The following is a 16800-nucleotide window of genomic DNA, read 5'->3' on the forward strand; positions in this document are numbered from 1 at the left end:
TTATCTATGCTGTTAGCCCAGATTTCCGATACCCATTTCCGCAGCCACGGGCAGAAGCTGTACGGTTTTATCGACGTTAACGCCGCCAATGCCGACGTGGTCTCCCAGCTCAACGCCCTGCAGGAGCGCCCGGACGCGGTGGTGGTCAGCGGCGATATCGTCAACTGCGGCCGCCCGCAGGAGTACGAGGTTGCCTGCCAGATCCTCGGCAACCTGAACTATCCGCTGTATCTGATCCCCGGCAATCACGACGATAAAGCCCTGTTTCTCGAATATCTGCACCCGCTGTGCCCGCAGCTCGGCAACGACCCGCAGAATATGCACTACGCGGTGGACGACTTCGCCACCCGCCTGCTGTTTATCGACTCCAGCCGCGCCGGTACCTCCAGCGGCTGGCTGACGGACGAGACCATCAAATGGCTGGAAGCGCAGCTGTTCGACGGCGGCGACAAGCCGGCGACGGTGTTTATGCACCACCCGCCGCTGCCGCTGGGCAACGCGCAGATGGACCCCATCGCCTGTGAAAACGGCCATCGCCTGCTGGCGCTGGTGGAGCGTTTCCCGTCGCTGACACGCATCTTCTGCGGCCATAACCACAGCCTGACCCTGACCCAGTATCGCCAGGCGATCATCTCCACCGTGCCGGGAACCGTCCATCAGGTGCCCTATTGCCACGAAGATACCCGCCCGTACTACGACCTGTCGCCAGCGTCATGCCTGATGCATCGCCAGGTCGGCGAGCAGTGGGTCAGCTATCAGCACTCGCTGGCGCACTATGCCGGGCCGTGGCTGTACGACGAAAAAATCAGTTGTCCAACGGAAGAGCGTTAATCCTCATGCTTAGTTTGCAAAACATCAGTAAACGTTTCGACGGTAAACCGGCCCTCGACGCCCTCTCGCTCGATATTCATGAAGGCGAGTTCGTGGTGCTGGTCGGCCCCTCCGGCTGCGGCAAAAGCACCCTGCTGCGCCTGCTGGCCGGGCTGGAGCCGGTGAGCGAGGGGGAGATCTGGCTGCACGACGAGAACATCACCGCCCAGTCGCCGCGCGAGCGCAACTTCGCGATGATCTTCCAGAACTACGCCCTGTTCCCGCACCTGTCGGTGCAGGACAACATCACCTTCGGCATGAAGGTGCGAAAAGAAGATAAGGCCAGCTGGCAGCCGCGGGTCGATAAAGTGGCGCAGATGCTACAGCTGGAAACGCTGCTGGACCGCAAGCCGGCGAAACTCTCCGGCGGCCAGCGCCAGCGGGTGGCGATGGCCCGCGCCATTGTGCGCAACCCGCGCCTGTTCCTGATGGACGAACCGCTCTCCAACCTCGACGCGCGCCTGCGCAGCGAAGTGCGCGACAGCATTATGGACCTCCACCAGCAGTTGAAAACCAGCACCGTCTACGTCACCCACGATCAGACCGAGGCGATGTCGATGGCCGACCGCATCGTGGTGATGAACGGCGGCCACGTCCAGCAGGTCGGGCGGCCGGAGTACCTCTACGCCCACCCGGCCAACCTGTTTGTCGCCGGGTTTATCGGCTCGCCGTCGATGAATCTGCTGTCGCTGCCCTGCGCCGACGGCGAGGTACAGCTTGGCGAACTGCGCCATCCGCTGCCGCCGCGCTACCGCGACGAGTCCCGGGTCTGGTTCGGCATTCGTCCGGAACATATCAGCGATCGCGTGGAGGAGGCCCATCTGCGCCTGTCCGCCACCGTCCTGCAACGAGAACTGATGGGAGCCGATTACCTGCTCCACGTCAGCACCCCCATCGGCACCCTGCGTTTTAGCCGCCGCCATCGCGGCGCGGTGCCGGAAAAAGGCGACACGCTGACCCTCGGCTTCTCGCCTGCCGATATTCATCTTTTTCATGCTGAGCAACAGCACAATTTACTCCAGGAGATTGACCATGCTTAAAACCCTGACAGCCGTCGGGCTTTCCCTCGCCCTCTGCGGCACGGCGCTGGCGAAAGAGAAGATCGATTTCATGTTTCCGGCGCCGGTAGACGGCAAGCTGACCATGGAGATGACCCGCGTCATCAAAGCCTTCAACGATTCGCAGCAGGATGTCGAAGTGCGCGGGATCTTCACCGGCAACTACGACACCACTAAGATCAAAGCGGAATCGGCGCAGAAGGCCGGACAGCCGCCGGCATTGGTTATCATGTCCGCCAACTTCACCACCGATCTGGCGCTGAAGGATGAGATCCTGCCGATGGACGAGCTGTTCCAGTATGGCGATCAAAAGGCGGGCGATTTCCTGGTGAAAGAGTTCTGGCCGGCGATGCAGAAAAATGCCCAGGTGATGGGCACCACCTATGCGATCCCGTTCCATAACTCAACGCCGATCCTCTATTACAACAAAACGCTGTTCGATCAGGCCGGGATCAAACAGCCGCCGCAGACCTGGGCCGAGCTGCTGGCGGATGCTAAAAAGCTGACCGACGAGAGCAAAGGTCAGTGGGGGATCATGCTGCCGTCGACCAACGATGACTACGGCGGCTGGATCTTCTCGGCGCTGGTGCGCGCCAACGGCGGGAAATACTTTAACGAAGATTATCCGGGTGAAGTTTATTACAACGCGCCGACCACCATCGGGGCGCTGCGTTTCTGGCAGGATCTGATCTACAAAGACAAAGTGATGCCTTCCGGCGTGCTCAACTCGAAGCAGATCAGCGCCAGCTTCTTCTCCGGCAAGGTGGGGATGGCGATGCTCAGCACCGGGGCGCTGGGCTTTATGCGCGAGAACAGCAAAGACTTTGAGCTCGGGGTGGCGATGCTGCCGGCGAAAGAACAGCGCGCGGTACCGATCGGCGGCGCCAGCCTGGTGAGCTTTAAAGGCATTAACGACGCGCAGAAGAAAGCGGCGTATCAGTTCCTGACGTATCTGGTCAGCCCGCAGGTCAACGGCGCCTGGAGCCGCTTCACCGGCTACTTCTCGCCACGCAAAGCCACCTACGATACGCCGGAGATGAAAGAGTATCTGGCAAAAGATCCGCGTGCGGCGATTGCCCTGGAGCAGCTGAAGTACGCCCATCCGTGGTACTCCACCTGGGAGACCGTCGCCGTGCGTAAGGCGATGGAGAACCAGCTGGCGGCGGTAGTCAACGACGCCAAAGTGACGCCGGAAGCGGCGGTGCAGACCGCGCAGAAGGAAGCCGATGCGTTGATGAAACCCTACGTCGACAAAACCGCTCTCGCCGAAGTGAAGTAAACCCTCTCTTGCCACCATCCGGGGGTTCCCCACCACCGGGGGCCCACCGCACCCGAAAATCCCCCCGGTCGCGCTGCGCTTACCGGGGCTACATAAGACGGGTAGCCCGGATAAGGCGCTGGCGCCGCTATCCGGGGTTCCCGCCACCGGGGGGCCCACCGCACCCGAAAATTCCCCAGGTGGCGCTACGCTTACCGGGGCTACATAAGACGGGTAGCCCGGATAAGGCGCTCGCGCCGCCATCCGGGGCTCCCACCATCCGGGGGGCCCACCGTACCCGAAAATACCCCCCGGTCGCGCTACGCTTACCGGGGCTACATGAGGATAGTAGCCCGGATAAGGCGCTGGCGCCGCTATCCGGGGTTCCCGCCACCGGGGAATTCCCACCGCACCCGAAAATATCCCCCCGGTCGCGCTGCGCTTACCGGGGCTACATGAGACTGGTAGCCCGGATAAGGCGCTCGCGCCGCCATCCGGGGCTCCCACCACCGGGGGGCCCACCGCACCCGAAAATACCCCCCGGTCGCGCTGCGCTTACCGGGGCTACATGAGGATAGTAGCCCGGATAAGGCGCTCGCGCCGCCATCCGGGGGTTCCCGCCACCGGGGGGCCCACCGCACCCGAAAATCCCCCCCGGTCGCGCTGCGCTTACCGGGGCGACATGAGACGGGTAGCCCGGATAAGGCGCTCGCGCCGCCATCCGGGGGTTCCCGCCACCGGGGCGGCCCACCGCACCCGAAAATATCCCCCCGGTCGCGCTGCGCTTACCGGGGCTACGTGAGACGGGTAGCCCGGATAAGGCGCTCGCGCCGCCATCCGGGGGTTCCCGCCATCGGGGGGGCCCACCGCACCCGGAAATTCCCCCGGTGGCGCTGCGCTTACCGGGGCTACATGAGACGGGTAGCCCGGATAAGGCGCTCGCGCCGCCATCCGGGGTTCCCGCCATCCGGGGTTCCCGCCATCGGGGTTCCCACCATCCGGGAACGTGTTCCCTGAGGTGATATCGCTCGCCCTTTTCACGCCAGCCGTTTGATTTTCCAGCGTAAAAAGGGTACGTTTTCACCTTCCCTCCCAGCGTGAGCAGTCGTGCATTATGCCTATTATTCAGTCTGTTGAACGAGCCCTGACGATCCTCGACCTGTTTAACGAACAAGCCACGGAACTGAAGATAACCGACATCAGTAAACAGATGGGCCTGAGTAAAAGCACCCTCCATTCGCTGCTCAAAACCTTACAGCTGCACGGCTATATCGATCAGAACCCGGAAAATGATAAATACCGCCTGGGCATGAAGCTGGTCGAACGCGGTCATTTCGTGGTGGGGACGATGGATATTCGCCAGCAGGCGAAAATCTGGCTGACGGATCTCTCGCAGCGCACCGGGCAGACCACCCACCTCGGCATTCTTGACGGCCACGAAGGCGTCTACATCGAGAAAATCGAAGGCAGGCTCGCCGCCATCGCCTACTCGCGCATCGGCCGCCGGCTCCCCATCCACGCAACGGCGATCGGTAAGGTGCTGATCGCCTGGCTGAGCGAGGCGGAGCAAAATACCCTGCTGGAGGGCTATCAGTACACGCCGTTTACCCCCGCGACGCTGACCTCCCGCGAGGCGCTGCTGGCGGCGCTGGCGCAAACCCGCGCCCAGGGCTATGCGCAGGACAGCGAAGAGAATGAGCAGGGCGTGCGCTGCGTGGCGGTACCGGTGTGGAATCATGAATCGCGGGTCATTGCCGCACTGAGCCTGTCCACGCTCACCTCCCGCGTCGATGAAGCCGAGCTCGCGCGTTACCGCGCCTTGCTGGAAGAGGCCGGGCGCCAGCTGTCAAAAGCGCTGGGCTACCCGGCCTGAAGACTTAGCCGACTACCGGCTCATAGCTAAAGTAGTCAAAATCCGCATAGCAGCCGTCGCCGCTGATATCCTCGCAGTGCAGGCCGACAAAAGCGCCGGTGAAGAACCCGCGCCCGCCGATGTAATCATCCGACAGCTTCCAGGCGGCATATTCCACCGGCACGGTGTGCCACTGCTCGCCGTCAAACGAGTAGCTGTAGCGATAGACAAGATGGTCGACATCAACCCGTAACCACACGCTCTGCGCGGCATCCGGGACCGCAATCGGATGTTCATGCAGCGGCCACGACGGCACGTTGTGGTCAAGCTGCAATACCTTAATGGTTCTGCCCTGCCCCTCTTCATAGTCAACGAAGCAGTAGCTCCAGTTTTTGCTGTTGTAATAGCAGGTTAAGCCGGCGCTCTGCTGAAAATTCTCCGGAGCAAACTCCATCCGCGTTTCGGCGCGGAAAGCAAAGTGCTGCCAGCGCCGGGCGACGGTGGACTGGGTGAACGTCGAGTTGAGCGAATCGTTGCCATACAGGCGCAGAAAACCTGGCCGGGCATGCAGCGAGCCCAAGGTCTCGTCGAAGGGGATACGCAGCGTTTGCAGCTCCGGGTCGAGCGTCGGGCAGTTGAACTCTTCTCGCCAGCGCTCATCAGCCACGACACGACTTTCGGCCATTTGCGGCCCCGGCACGTTCAGCTGCGCGTGTTTGCCCCCTTCCACCGACGGCCAGCCGTCGTGCCAGGCGATGCGCGCGATGCCGGTTTCCCGCCCCAGCGAGCAGTAGCCGCGCCCGCCGGAGGCCAGCAGCGGCACGCCGGGTAAGCGCTGCGGGCGGCTGGTGAGATAGGCCATATACCATTCGCCGGTGTGCGTCTCCAGCAGCGAACCGTGGCCGCTTTTCTGCAGCGGATTTTCCGGCAGATGCCAGCTGGTCATCAGCGTCCCGTCCGGGTGCAGTTCGTACGGCCCGGCGATATTTTTCGCTCTCAGTACCACCACCGCATGTTCATAACTGGTGCCGCCTTCGGCCACCAGAAGATAGTACCAGCCCTCTTTATGGTACAGATGGGCCCCTTCGGTATAGCGCAGCGCCGTCCCGGTAAACAGGGTTTTTCGCGTCTTCGACAGGGTCTGCGTCTGCGGGAAATACTCCTGCAGGACGATCGTACAGTGCGGGTCACTGTGGTGACGCGGCCCCCACGGGCGGTAAATATAATATTTACGCCCATCCGAATCGTGAAACAGCGACGGGTCAAAGCCGCCGTTACCCATCGCTATCGGCTCACTCCACGGCCCTTCAATGGAGGGGGCGGTGACCAGATAGTTGCGACCGTTTTTCCACGGCGAATCGACGATTTTCACGTCGGTATACAGCAGCCAGAACAGCCCGTCGGCGTAGCTCAGGCACGGCGCCCAGATCCCGCCGGAGTCGGGGTTGCCTTTCATATCCAGCATCGATACGCGGTCCAGCGGCGTACTCACCAGCGACCAGTTTTTCAAATCCCGCGAGTGGTAAATGCGCACCCCCGGAAACCACTCGAAGGTGGACGTCGCGATGTAGTAATCCTCGCCCTGGCGGCACATTGACGGGTCCGGGTTAAACCCGGTCAGAACAGGGTTAGTAATCGTGTACATATTGCCTCCTGCTTAATGGGATGTCGCGGCAGCGGCGGCAGAAACATCCTCTTCCTGCTCCGCGCGATGTTGACGTAATTGCTGGCTGATAGCCTCCACCCGGGCATCGCTCAGTTTGTACAGTGAGAGCATGATGAACATGCCGACATAGAGCACCACCGGCACCACGCAGAACAGGATTTTGATGGTGGTTAATACCTCAACCGGCTGCACGCTGCTGCTGGCGGAGTAGTTCACGTAGGCCAGAATCCAGCCCACGACCGCGCCGCCGATGGCCAGGCCAATCTTCAGGCTGAACAGATAGGTGGAAAAAACCAGCCCGTCGAGACGTCGCCCGCTGCGGCTTTCTTCGTAATCCACCACGTCTGAGGCCATCAGCCATTGCAGCGGCGTGGTGGTGTTAAAGACGAACAGGAAGACGATGTTGAGCGCGAAAATCAGCGCGATATAGTCAGCCGGAGTGACGAAAATCAGCAGGCTAATCAGGGAGTAAATCACGATAATCGCTTTAAAGGCCTTCACCCGATCGAAGCGTCCCAGCAGGCGCGAAGAGGCCAGCGAACCGAACATGGTGGCGATGCTGCCGTAGAGCAGGAACTGCATCGCCATCTCCGGATGGTCCATCACGTATTTCACGAAGTAGAGCGTGGCCCCACCGCGAACCACGTTGGAGCAGGTCGCCATCATTTTGAAAGCACACATGATGCGCCACTGGGTATTGCCGAACAGCAGCTTAAGATCTTTCGTTACCGATGCGCCCGGCTGCACATCGAAGGTGTAGCGCTCTTTGGTGGTGAAGAAGCACACGTACAGCAGCACCACGCCAATCAGCCCCAGCACGCACATCGCGCCAAAATAGCCTGTCTGTTCGTTGCCCTTGCCAATAAAGCCAACCAGCGGCAGCGCGATCCCGCTAATCGCCAGCGACCCGGCGGCGGCGAGGAAAAAACGCCATGATTGCAGCGCATGGCGCTCTTTCGGATCCGCCGTAATCACCCCCGGCATCGCGCAGTAGGGGACGTTAACGAAGGTGTAGACCAGCGTCAGCAGAATGTAGGTCACGCTGGCATAGATAATTTTGCCCTGCGCGGAAAAGTCCGGCGTGTAGAAGGTCAGCATACAGACGATGCCGAACGGAATGGCGCCCCACAGCAGGAACGGGCGGAACTGACCGTAGCGGGTACGGGTGCGGTCCACCAACAGCCCCATCAGCGGATCGGTGACGGCATCCAGCACGCGGGAAACCAAAAACAGCGTCCCCATAATACCGGCGGAGAGGCCAAACACATCGGTGTAGAAATAGGCCAGCAGAAACATCGTCGCCTGCCAGACGAAACCGCACGCGGTATCGCCCAGCCCGTAGCCGATTTTATCTTTCATGGTTAATTGCATATTTATCCCCAACCCCAATGAGTGGAATGGCGCAAACGTCAGGGACCTGAAAAGGGAATACGTACCCGCTGCAACGTCAGGAAATCACCCATGATCCGTATGCTTACTGTTCACGTTTTCGTGTTAATAGAGTGTAAGAAGATGTGCATTTTTACGGCAATGGTCATTTTTAATTTATGAATTATGTTTTTTGGTTTTTGTGATTGCCATCGTTATAAACAAAGGAAGGTGATAATATTTTTTCGTCTTAATTTTTAAATGGTTATAAAAAATAAAATATAGCCAAAAATGTATTTAACGCAGGCACAAAAAAGCCGTCCGCGGAATATTTCCGCAGACGACATTGAACCTGAAATTAATTAAATACCGAGTGCTTTTTTACCGGCGTTAATAACCTCGATAATTTTATCTGTGTCGTATATACAGCCTTTCCAGGTCCCGCCGCTGACCGATTGCAGCGCCGCCCACAGGCGGGTATCGTCGGGTAAAAAATCATGGGCGTGCAGATCGGGATGCGGCGCTCTTGCCGCCAGCTCCGCCGCCCCCTCTTGCGCCGTCAGCCGCTTTTGTGGCGTGCCGATGAAGTTGACGCTGCCGGTTAAGGCCAGACGGTCGACCACGATTTCAATGACATCGTTATCGCGCAGCTTGCCGATGGGTCCGCCCGCCAGCGCCTCCGGGGCGACGTGGCCGAAGCAGGCGCCGGTCGACACGCCGGAGAAACGGGCATCGGTGATCAGCGACACCGTCTTCCCCCATGAGACATGTTTCAGCGCCGAGGTCAGCTGATAGGTCTCTTCCATGCCGGTGCCGGACGGTCCGCCGCCGATCACCACCATAATATCGCCCCGCTCGATCTCGCCGTTTTTGATAGCCTTGATCGCCCGCTCCTCAGAGACAAACACCCGCGCCCGTCCGGTATGGCGATACACGCCGTCGTCGTCCACCACCGACGGATCGATCGCCGTGGCTTTGATCACCGATCCTTCCGGCGCAATATTGCCGACCGGGAAGGCGACCGTGGAAGTGAGGCCTTTGGCTTTCGCCCGCGCCGGGGGGAGGATCACATCATCCGGATCGACGCCGTCCTGTTGGCGCAGACACTGGCGGAATTTTTCACGCCGCTCGGAAGTCTGCCACCAGTCGAGGTTTTCCCCCACCGTCTGCCCAGTCACCGTCATCGCATCCAGATGCAGCAGGCCAAGATCGCGCAGGTGCAGCATCACTTCCGGTACTCCGCCGGCGAGGAAAGCCCGCACCGTCGGGTGGTAGTCCGGCCCGTTCGGCAACACGCTGACCAGCCGCGGGACGTTGCGGTTGACTCGCGTCCAGTGTGCGACATCAGGAATGGTGCACCCCGCCGCATGGGCGATGGCGGGGATGTGCAGCAGGAGGTTGGTCGAGCCGCCGAACGCCGCGTGGATAACCATCGCATTTTCGATAGCCTTATCGGTCAGAATATCGCGCGTGGTAATGCCGCGATTATCCAGTTCGCTCACCGCCCGCGCCGACTGACGAGAGATCTCCAGCCAGACGTCCTGCCCCGACGGCGCCAGCGCCGAATGCGGCAGCGCCAGGCCGAGCGCTTCCGCCACCACCTGCGAAGTGCCCGCCGTGCCTAAAAACTGGCAGCCGCCCCCCGGCGAAGCGCAGGCGCGACAGCCCAGTTCGGCGGCCTCCTGCAACGACAGCTCATGGTTGGCGTAGCGCGCGCCGATGGTCTGGACTTTACCGGCGTCTTCGCCGAAGGTCGGCGGCAGCGTCGTCCCGCCGGGCACCAGAATCGTCGGCAGATCATGCATCGCCGCCAGGGCGATCATCGTGGCCGGCAGGCCTTTATCACAGGTGGCGACACCGATCACCGCCCGGCGCGTCGGCAGCGAGCGGATCAGCCGCCGAAACACGATCGCCGCATCGTTGCGATACGGCAGCGAGTCGAACATGCCGTGCGTACCCTGAGAGCGCCCGTCGCACGGGTCGCTGACGAAGGCGGCGAAAGGAATCCCGCCGTTGCGGGTAATCTCTTTGGCTGCCGCCTGCATCTGCAGGCCAATTTCCCAGTGGCCGGTGTGGTAGCCCAGCGCTACCGGGCGGCCATCGCCGGCGCGAATCCCGCCCTGGGTGCCAATAATCAACACCTCTTTACCGGTGAGCTTGTTGGCGTCCCAGCCCATACCGGCGTTTTGCGTCATCCCGAACAAATTGCCGCTCGGCGATTCCATCAGCATTTGCGGCGTCAGCGGCAGCGCGCCCTGCGGACCGGCTGCATGGGTGATGACCGCATAAAACGCATCATCCTGGGGAGTGAAAATCGTCTCTATTGCCATCTTCATTTTCCGGTTTAGCAGAGTCTGAGCTGCTGTAGCAGCGTTTTGAGCTGTCTCTTTTTCGCCTCATCCAGCGCAGAGGACGGGGGCAGCACATACGTGGAGATCGGCCGCCCGCACAGCACGATCGCCTCTTTAATCACATTCACAAACGGCGTATCCAGCTGGTACAGCTGCGGGATCTGCAGCAGCGTCTGATGGTAGCGCGCGGCTTCCGCCAGGTTGCCGTCGCGGAAGGCCTGCAGCAGCTTCACCGAGATCTGCGGGGCAAAGTTACCGCTGGCCGAGATGGCCCCGTCGCCGCCCAGCAGCAGAGTGTTAAACAGGTGGTCATCGAAACCGCACAGCACCGCGAAGCGCGGGTGCGCCGGTTTCACCGTCTCAATCATGCTGCGCAGATGAGCCACCGAGTCGATGGTGTCTTTGATGCCGACAATATTGCTGCGCGAGTCGGCGAGAGTTTTGACCAGCGCGGGTGTGAGATCCTGGCCGGTCAAGGCCGGGAAGTTATACAGCAGCACCGGCAGCGTGACGCTGTCGGCTACCTGCTGGAAGTAGCGAATCAGGTTGGGCTCAGAGACTTTCCAGTAATAGGGGTTAATCACCACGATACCGTCGGCGCCGGCCTGCTGCGCGTGCTGGCTGAGTTCGATGGTTTCCCGGGCGTTGGTGCCACCGGTGCCAATCAGCACCGGCACCCGGCGGTCGACGTGGGCGATGGCGAAGGCGGCAATGGCTTTGCGCTCGCTGGCGTTGAGCTGCGAGAACTCCCCGCCGCTGCCGAGGAAGAACAGGCCATCGACGCCCGCAGCGATCATGTCGTCGATCAGCGCGGCGGTGCCCGGTTTATCGAACTGGCCATCGGCGGTAAAAATGGTGGAGACAGGCGGAATAATCCCCGAAAACTGCACGGTTTGCGGCATGAGATCTCCTTGCTGAATTACTTTGTTCTACATTATAGAACAGCGTTCTTTTATTTAATGACCATACTATGCCGCCGGCAAAGAGAAGGTAAATGGGGCGATGGACGCAAGTGCACGTTTTTCAGACTAGATCACAAAATGCTGCAACACCCTATCCGCACGACAACCCGGCCCCCACCTCCCCCGGGTTACGCACCGGCACCGACTGACCGTGGCGGGTCCCTCCCCGGTGGCGGCCCCCCGGATGGCGGCGCCAGCGCCTTATCCGGGCTACCCTCCATGTAGCCCCGGTAAGCGCAGCGCCACCGGGGAATATTTCCGGGCCGCGGTGGCCCCTCGGTGGCGGGAACCCCGGATGGCGGCGCCAGCGCCTTATCCGGGCTATCCTCCCCACGTAGCCCCGGTAAGCGCAGCGCCACCGGGGGATATTTCCGGGCCGCGGTGGCGGGAACCCCGGATGGCGGCGCCAGCGCCTTATCCGGGCTACCCTCCCACGTAGCCCCGGTAAGCGCAGCGCCACCGGGGGATATTAACGCTGCCCGCGGGAAATATTTCCACTGCCACCGAATCCACCCCGGTGGCGGGAACCCCGGATGGCGGCGCCAGCGCCTTATCCGGGCCACCATTCCCACGTAGCCCCGGTAAGCGCAGCGCCACCGGGGGATATTAACGCTGCCCGCGGGAAATATTTCCACCGCCACCGAGTCCACCCCGGTGGCGGGAACCCCGGATGGCGGTGCCAGCGCCTTATCCGGGCTACCATTCCCACGTAGCCCCGGTAAGCGCAGCGCCACCGGGGGAGGTTTCTGGATTGCAGGAGATGCTGTATTCGCAATGCGGCCCGCATGGCAGGCGAAGGGCTGGGCGAGTGGAATGATCGAGGTGTTAGCCTGGTATGGACGCGTTTATGGCGCGGCACGTAAAGCGGAAAAAAACAGGCCACAGCGCGGTGTGGCCTGAAAGTGGATCAACGATTAGATTCCTGCCGTTTCCCGAATGTATTTCCGCGCTTTGAGGGCATATTCGAAGGGGTTAGCCAGCGCGGGATCCTGTTCGGCTTCAACCACCATCCAGCCTTTGTAGCCAAAATCATCCAGCAGTTTGAACACCGGACGGAAATCAATGACGCCATCGCCAGGCACGGTGAAGGTGCCCTTTTTCACGCCATCAAGGAACGACAGCCCTTCGCGACGGACCTGTTCAATCACCGGCGGACGTACGTCTTTCAGGTGTACGTGGTTGATACGCGGCAGGTATTTCTGGAGGATCGCCAGCATCGGCGCTTCGCCCCCTTCGGAATACCAGGCGTGTCCGGTGTCAAACAGCAGGAAGACGTTGTCATCGACCAGCGACATAAATTTGTCGATCTCTGCGGTGGTCTGGATACCGGTCCCCATATGATGGTGCAGGCACACCTGCATGCCCTTCCCGGCAGCCAGGCGCCCCAGCGTGTTGTAACCTTCGGCGACGCGCTGCCACTCTTCCTCGCTAAAGCAGGGTTTTGCCTCGCCGATAATCGGTTTTTCCAGCCCCTGAATACTGCCGCTTTGCTCGGAGCAGCCAATCACTTTTGCCCCCATCGCATGCAGGAAATTCATGTGATTCACGAACTCATCGATGGTCTTTTCCCGCTGCCCGTTGGCAAAAAAGGTGCTGAACCAGGCATTGCAGATCTGAATGCCGCGAATATCCAGCATCGGCTTCAGCACCGCCGGATCGCGCGGATATTTGCTGCCCACTTCGCTGCCGCTAAACCCCGCCAGCGCCATTTCGCTGACAATCTGCTGAAAGGTATTTTCGCAGCCCAGCTCAGGCATATCATCGTTGGTCCAGCCAATCGGGGCGATGGCCAGCTTGACGTTATCTTGGTTCATAAGATTGCTCCTGCCGCCGCATCCTGGCGACGCGGCGATTTATCTTCGAGAGGTTTATGCCCGTCGCGACCGGCCGGTTTGCCGGACGGCGCGCAAGCGTTGACCGTTGCGTAAGCAGAGTGTCGATTAGCGCTGGTAGAACGCCGGGCACTCGGGCAGCGTCACCGCGACCGGTTCGCTGCTCTCCTGTGCCTGCAGACAGGCATCGGCCGCGACGGAGGCCGCATAGCCGTCCCACGCCGACGGTCCCTGCAGCTGGCCGGCTTTCACATCATTGATAAAGGCCTGCAGCTCCACGTCGTAGGCTTTGATGAAACGATCTTTCCAGTCGGTGAGGATCGCGGTCGACAGGTTGGCGCTTTTACGCATCTGGATAGCCGACGGCTCCGGCAGACGGGCAATCCCCGTTTCCCCGACCACTTCGCACTGGATGTCGTAGCCGTACTGGCAGTTGACGAACACTTCGACGTCAATCAGGGTGCCTTTACGCGTTTCGAAGGAGACAATCTGCGGATCTCTCAGACGCGGATGGGTGTGGGAGGTGGAGCGCGGAAAGCGCACCTGTACCGAGCGATAGTCATCGTTGAGCAGCCAGCGCAGCACATCCAGTTCGTGAATCAGAGTGTTGGTGATCGCCATGTCGGTGGTGTAGTTCTCACCGACCGACTGGTTACGGTGCGCGCAATGCAGCATCAGCGGCGCGCCGATATCGCCATCATCAATGACTTTTTTCAGCGCCAGGTAGCCTTCATCGTAAGGGCGCATAAAGCCGACCTGCACCAGCCGACGGCCCGCTTTCATTTCCGCATCGACAATGCGACGGCAGCCTTCCGCGCTCATCGCCAGCGGTTTCTCGCAGAACACCGGTTTGCCGGCGGCGATCGCCGCGAGGGTATACTCTTCGTGCGTCGGATCCCACGAAGTAACAAGGATAGCGTCGACATCGCTGGACTGGATAACATCGTGGCCGTCGGTGTAGATTTCCGCCTGCACGCCCGGCAGCGCCACCGCCGCACGCGCGCTCTCCACATTGATATCGGACACCGCCACCACGGTGGCGCCCTGTAAGACCTGGGTGCAACGACGGATATGTTCTTTACCGATGGCGCCAGCGCCGATGACACCTAATTTGAGTGACATAGTGGTTTTCTCCGTGATTCTGTAGAGTTCAAGGTGAGTATTCTGTTTTAGTAATCGCGCGCTTCGGCGCGTTTTTCATTAATCATTTCAGCAACTTTACGAATACGTTCTGACAAGGCCGTTTGGGCGACGCCGACGTTCCACCAGCTGCCGTAGGAATGCACCATGGTCTTCGGCAGCACTTTAATATCAATCAGCGTGCTGACCGTCTCGCGGCGCGCGGCCTCCAGGGCGTGACGCAGCTCACTCAGGGTAGTGACGCGCCAGGTTTTACAGCCATAGCCCGCCGCAATGGTGGCGAAATCGACCGGCATCAGGCCGCCCCGCAGCTGCCCGTTCTCCGCTGAGCGATAGCGAAACTCGGTGCCGAAGCTGCCCATACCGTGACCAATCTGCAGGTTGTTGATACAGCCGTTGGCCATATTGTCGAGCAGTACAACGTTGATCTTCGCCTGCTCCTGCAACGAGGTCACCAGCTCAGAGTGCAGCATCATGAAAGAGCCATCTCCGACCAGGGAATAGACTTCGCTGTGCGGCTGCGCCAGCTTCACGCCCAGCGCGGCATTCACTTCATAGCCCATGCAGGAGTAGCCGTACTCTACGTGATAGGTGTTGGGTGCCCGGTTGCGCCAGACGCGCTGTAGATCCCCAGGCAAGCTGCCCGCCGCCGCCACAATCACCGCATCCGCCGCGAGCGTCTCATTGAGTACCCCCAGCACGCTGCTCTGGGTCAGCGTGGAGTCGGTTATCTGGCGAAATTCCCGGTACACCGACTCGCGATCGAGGGCATCATCGATTTCAGGGACAAAAGCCTTTTCCTGCCAGACGGCCTGATAGACGCGCTGCGTCTCTTGCAGCTGGCGGCTCTGAGCGCTGTCGATCTGCGCGCCCCAGCCCGCCTGCCAGCCTTCGTCGGCCAGCGCGCTGTCCAGCGACGTCAGGGCTTCGCGGGCATCGGCCAGCAGCGGGATGCCGTCGAGTTTCCAGGCGTCGAAGTTGCTGACATTCACGTTCAGAAAGCGCACGCCGGGGTGCCGGAACAGCCATTTTGATGAGGTGGTGAAATCGCTAAAGCGGGTGCCGATACCGATAACCAAATCGGCCTCTTTCGCCAGCAGATTGGCGGCCAGACAGCCGGTTTCCCCGACGCCGCCGACGTTCAGCGGATGCGAGGAGACCACCGACCCTTTCCCGGCCTGGGTTTCGGCGAAGGGCACGCCATAACGTTCGGCGAAGCGGGACAACGCCTCGCCGGCACCGGCATATTTCACGCCGCCGCCGCAGATAATCAGCGGCTTACGGCTGGCTTTAATGGCCGCAACCGCATCCGCCAACTGGGCGGCGCTGGCCGGGCGGCGATCGAGCCGATGCACGCGGCGCGCAAAGAAGGAAGCGGGATAATCCCAGGCCTCGCCCTGCACATCCTGCGGCAGACAGAGGGTCACGGCGCCGGTTTCCGCCGGATCGGTCAGCACGCGTATCGCGTTAATGCAGGCGCTCATCAGCTGTTCCGGGCGCGTGATGCGGTCCCAGTATTTGCTGACGGCCCGGAAGGCGTCGTTGGTGCTGATGCTCAGGTCATAGCTCTGTTCAACCTGTTGCAGCACCGGGTCCGGCTGACGGGTAGCAAACACGTCGCCGGGCAGCAGCAGCAGAGGAATGCGGTTGGCGGTGGCCGTCGCGGCGGCGGTAATCATATTGGCCGCGCCCGGACCGACGGAGGAGGTGCAGGCGATGATCTGGCGGCGCAGAGACTGGCGGGCAAAACCGGTGGCGACATGCGCCATACCTTGTTCGTTGCGCCCCTGGTAGACCCGCATTTCGCCGCTGTCTTGTTCCAGCGCCTGGCCCAGCCCCAGCACGTTGCCGTGGCCGAAGATGGCGAAAATACCTTTTACGAATTTATGCTCTTCGCCATCGACTTCGAGAAACTGGTTATCAAGGAACTTCACCAGCGCCTGTGCCACTGTCAGTCTCAGTTTGCCCATCTTGCACAATCCTTATTTTCAGTATTTGTGTGTGGGTTAGCGCGTTTTCCCCGTGCTACACGCTTGTCACAGCTGCGGGAAATCGTTAACGTCCACTGGAATACCTCTGGATTATAGGCAAACATTTTTTTCATTAAATATAAATACAGAAAAAATATTTCATTTTGCGAGAGGGATCAAACTCTCTCCCTGTTTCACCCGTTTCACGCCCGTCAGCCGCCCCGCCCTCGGCCGCTCAGGGCGCATCGCCGCTTAAATATCCCTTTTAAAATCATGTATAAAGCAGGCTCTCACCGGACCATGTCGCACCAGGTGTCACCCGCGCCGCCGATCCTTTGCCGAACGGGGCCTGGCGCGGCAGAGTGGTAGATCCCTCACACTTTTGGTTTTTTAATTTCGATCTCATTTGCAAATGAAATATTTATTTCTCAAACTAGGAATAACCGTTCACCCTCAGGCTGTGTGTGGAGACC

Annotated in this window: 12 protein-coding genes; 4 read left to right on the forward strand and 8 right to left on the reverse strand. The window is 60.5% G+C overall.

The window, feature by feature from the left end; genetic code table 11:
• Window positions 1-6: 6 nt before the first annotated feature.
• From Electrica_RS22485 to Electrica_RS22500, 4 genes are all read left to right on the forward strand, one after another.
• Complete coding sequence (locus Electrica_RS22485) at window positions 7-831, forward strand: phosphodiesterase (RefSeq protein ID WP_141965442.1); 825 nt, start codon at window positions 7-9, stop codon at window positions 829-831.
• A 5-nt stretch (window positions 832-836) separates the two neighbouring features.
• Window positions 837-1910 (forward strand): ABC transporter ATP-binding protein, encoded by a 1074-nt coding sequence (locus Electrica_RS22490; protein WP_141965443.1) that lies wholly within the window; start codon window positions 837-839, stop codon window positions 1908-1910.
• On the forward strand, window positions 1903-3207 hold the full coding sequence (locus Electrica_RS22495) for an ABC transporter substrate-binding protein (RefSeq protein ID WP_141965444.1): 1305 nt from the start codon (window positions 1903-1905) through the stop codon (window positions 3205-3207). Before Electrica_RS22490 ends, Electrica_RS22495 begins: the two co-directional genes overlap by 8 nt.
• A gap of 1093 nt (window positions 3208-4300) precedes the next feature.
• The gene (locus Electrica_RS22500) at window positions 4301-5059 is read left to right on the forward strand and encodes an IclR family transcriptional regulator (RefSeq protein ID WP_100685341.1); all 759 of its coding nucleotides are present in this window, start codon (window positions 4301-4303) and stop codon (window positions 5057-5059) included.
• Between the two features lie 4 nt (window positions 5060-5063).
• Here the strand turns inward: Electrica_RS22500 and Electrica_RS22505 are convergent, their stop codons facing one another.
• The 8 genes from Electrica_RS22505 to iolD form a co-directional block, all read right to left on the reverse strand.
• Window positions 5064-6683: a glycoside hydrolase family 43 protein gene (locus Electrica_RS22505; RefSeq protein ID WP_141965445.1), complete on the reverse strand. Its 1620-nt coding sequence runs from the start codon at window positions 6681-6683 to the stop codon at window positions 5064-5066.
• A 12-nt stretch (window positions 6684-6695) separates the two neighbouring features.
• Window positions 6696-8075 carry a glycoside-pentoside-hexuronide (GPH):cation symporter gene (locus tag Electrica_RS22510; RefSeq protein WP_100685343.1) on the reverse strand — a complete coding sequence of 460 codons (1380 nt, stop codon included), beginning with the start codon at window positions 8073-8075 and terminating at the stop codon, window positions 6696-6698.
• A 359-nt stretch (window positions 8076-8434) separates the two neighbouring features.
• Window positions 8435-10402, reverse strand: a complete 1968-nt coding sequence (locus tag Electrica_RS22515; protein WP_141965446.1) for a YjhG/YagF family D-xylonate dehydratase — start codon at window positions 10400-10402, stop codon at window positions 8435-8437.
• 14 nt (window positions 10403-10416) lie between these two features.
• Complete coding sequence (locus Electrica_RS22520; protein ID WP_131050811.1) at window positions 10417-11325, reverse strand: dihydrodipicolinate synthase family protein; 909 nt, start codon at window positions 11323-11325, stop codon at window positions 10417-10419.
• 188 nt (window positions 11326-11513) lie between these two features.
• Complete coding sequence (locus Electrica_RS22525; protein ID WP_141965447.1) at window positions 11514-12119, reverse strand: hypothetical protein; 606 nt, start codon at window positions 12117-12119, stop codon at window positions 11514-11516.
• Between the two features lie 180 nt (window positions 12120-12299).
• Entirely contained in the window at window positions 12300-13199 is a 900-nt protein-coding gene (gene iolE, locus Electrica_RS22530) for a myo-inosose-2 dehydratase (protein WP_141965448.1), read from the reverse strand.
• A 126-nt stretch (window positions 13200-13325) separates the two neighbouring features.
• Window positions 13326-14339: a Gfo/Idh/MocA family protein gene (locus Electrica_RS22535; RefSeq protein WP_100685347.1), complete on the reverse strand. Its 1014-nt coding sequence runs from the start codon at window positions 14337-14339 to the stop codon at window positions 13326-13328.
• A 47-nt stretch (window positions 14340-14386) separates the two neighbouring features.
• Entirely contained in the window at window positions 14387-16327 is a 1941-nt protein-coding gene (gene iolD, locus Electrica_RS22540) for a 3D-(3,5/4)-trihydroxycyclohexane-1,2-dione acylhydrolase (decyclizing) (protein WP_141965449.1), read from the reverse strand.
• Window positions 16328-16800 lie beyond the last annotated feature (473 nt).

The sequence above is a fragment of the Klebsiella electrica genome (assembly GCF_006711645.1).
Taxonomy (GTDB): Bacteria; Pseudomonadota; Gammaproteobacteria; order Enterobacterales; family Enterobacteriaceae; genus Klebsiella; species Klebsiella electrica.

Coding starts and splice junctions, on each gene's coding strand:
- Electrica_RS22535 (WP_100685347.1), bottom strand. CDS start 14,339: ATGTCACTCAAATTAGGTGTCATCGGCGCTGGCGCCATCGGTAAAGAA.
- Electrica_RS22485 (WP_141965442.1), top strand. CDS start 7: ATGCTGTTAGCCCAGATTTCCGATACCCATTTCCGCAGCCACGGGCAG.
- Electrica_RS22495 (WP_141965444.1), top strand. CDS start 1,903: ATGCTTAAAACCCTGACAGCCGTCGGGCTTTCCCTCGCCCTCTGCGGC.
- Electrica_RS22505 (WP_141965445.1), bottom strand. CDS start 6,683: ATGTACACGATTACTAACCCTGTTCTGACCGGGTTTAACCCGGACCCG.
- iolD (WP_141965449.1), bottom strand. CDS start 16,327: ATGGGCAAACTGAGACTGACAGTGGCACAGGCGCTGGTGAAGTTCCTT.
- Electrica_RS22510 (WP_100685343.1), bottom strand. CDS start 8,075: ATGCAATTAACCATGAAAGATAAAATCGGCTACGGGCTGGGCGATACC.
- Electrica_RS22515 (WP_141965446.1), bottom strand. CDS start 10,402: ATGGCAATAGAGACGATTTTCACTCCCCAGGATGATGCGTTTTATGCG.
- Electrica_RS22500 (WP_100685341.1), top strand. CDS start 4,301: ATGCCTATTATTCAGTCTGTTGAACGAGCCCTGACGATCCTCGACCTG.
- Electrica_RS22490 (WP_141965443.1), top strand. CDS start 837: ATGCTTAGTTTGCAAAACATCAGTAAACGTTTCGACGGTAAACCGGCC.
- iolE (WP_141965448.1), bottom strand. CDS start 13,199: ATGAACCAAGATAACGTCAAGCTGGCCATCGCCCCGATTGGCTGGACC.
- Electrica_RS22520 (WP_131050811.1), bottom strand. CDS start 11,325: ATGCCGCAAACCGTGCAGTTTTCGGGGATTATTCCGCCTGTCTCCACC.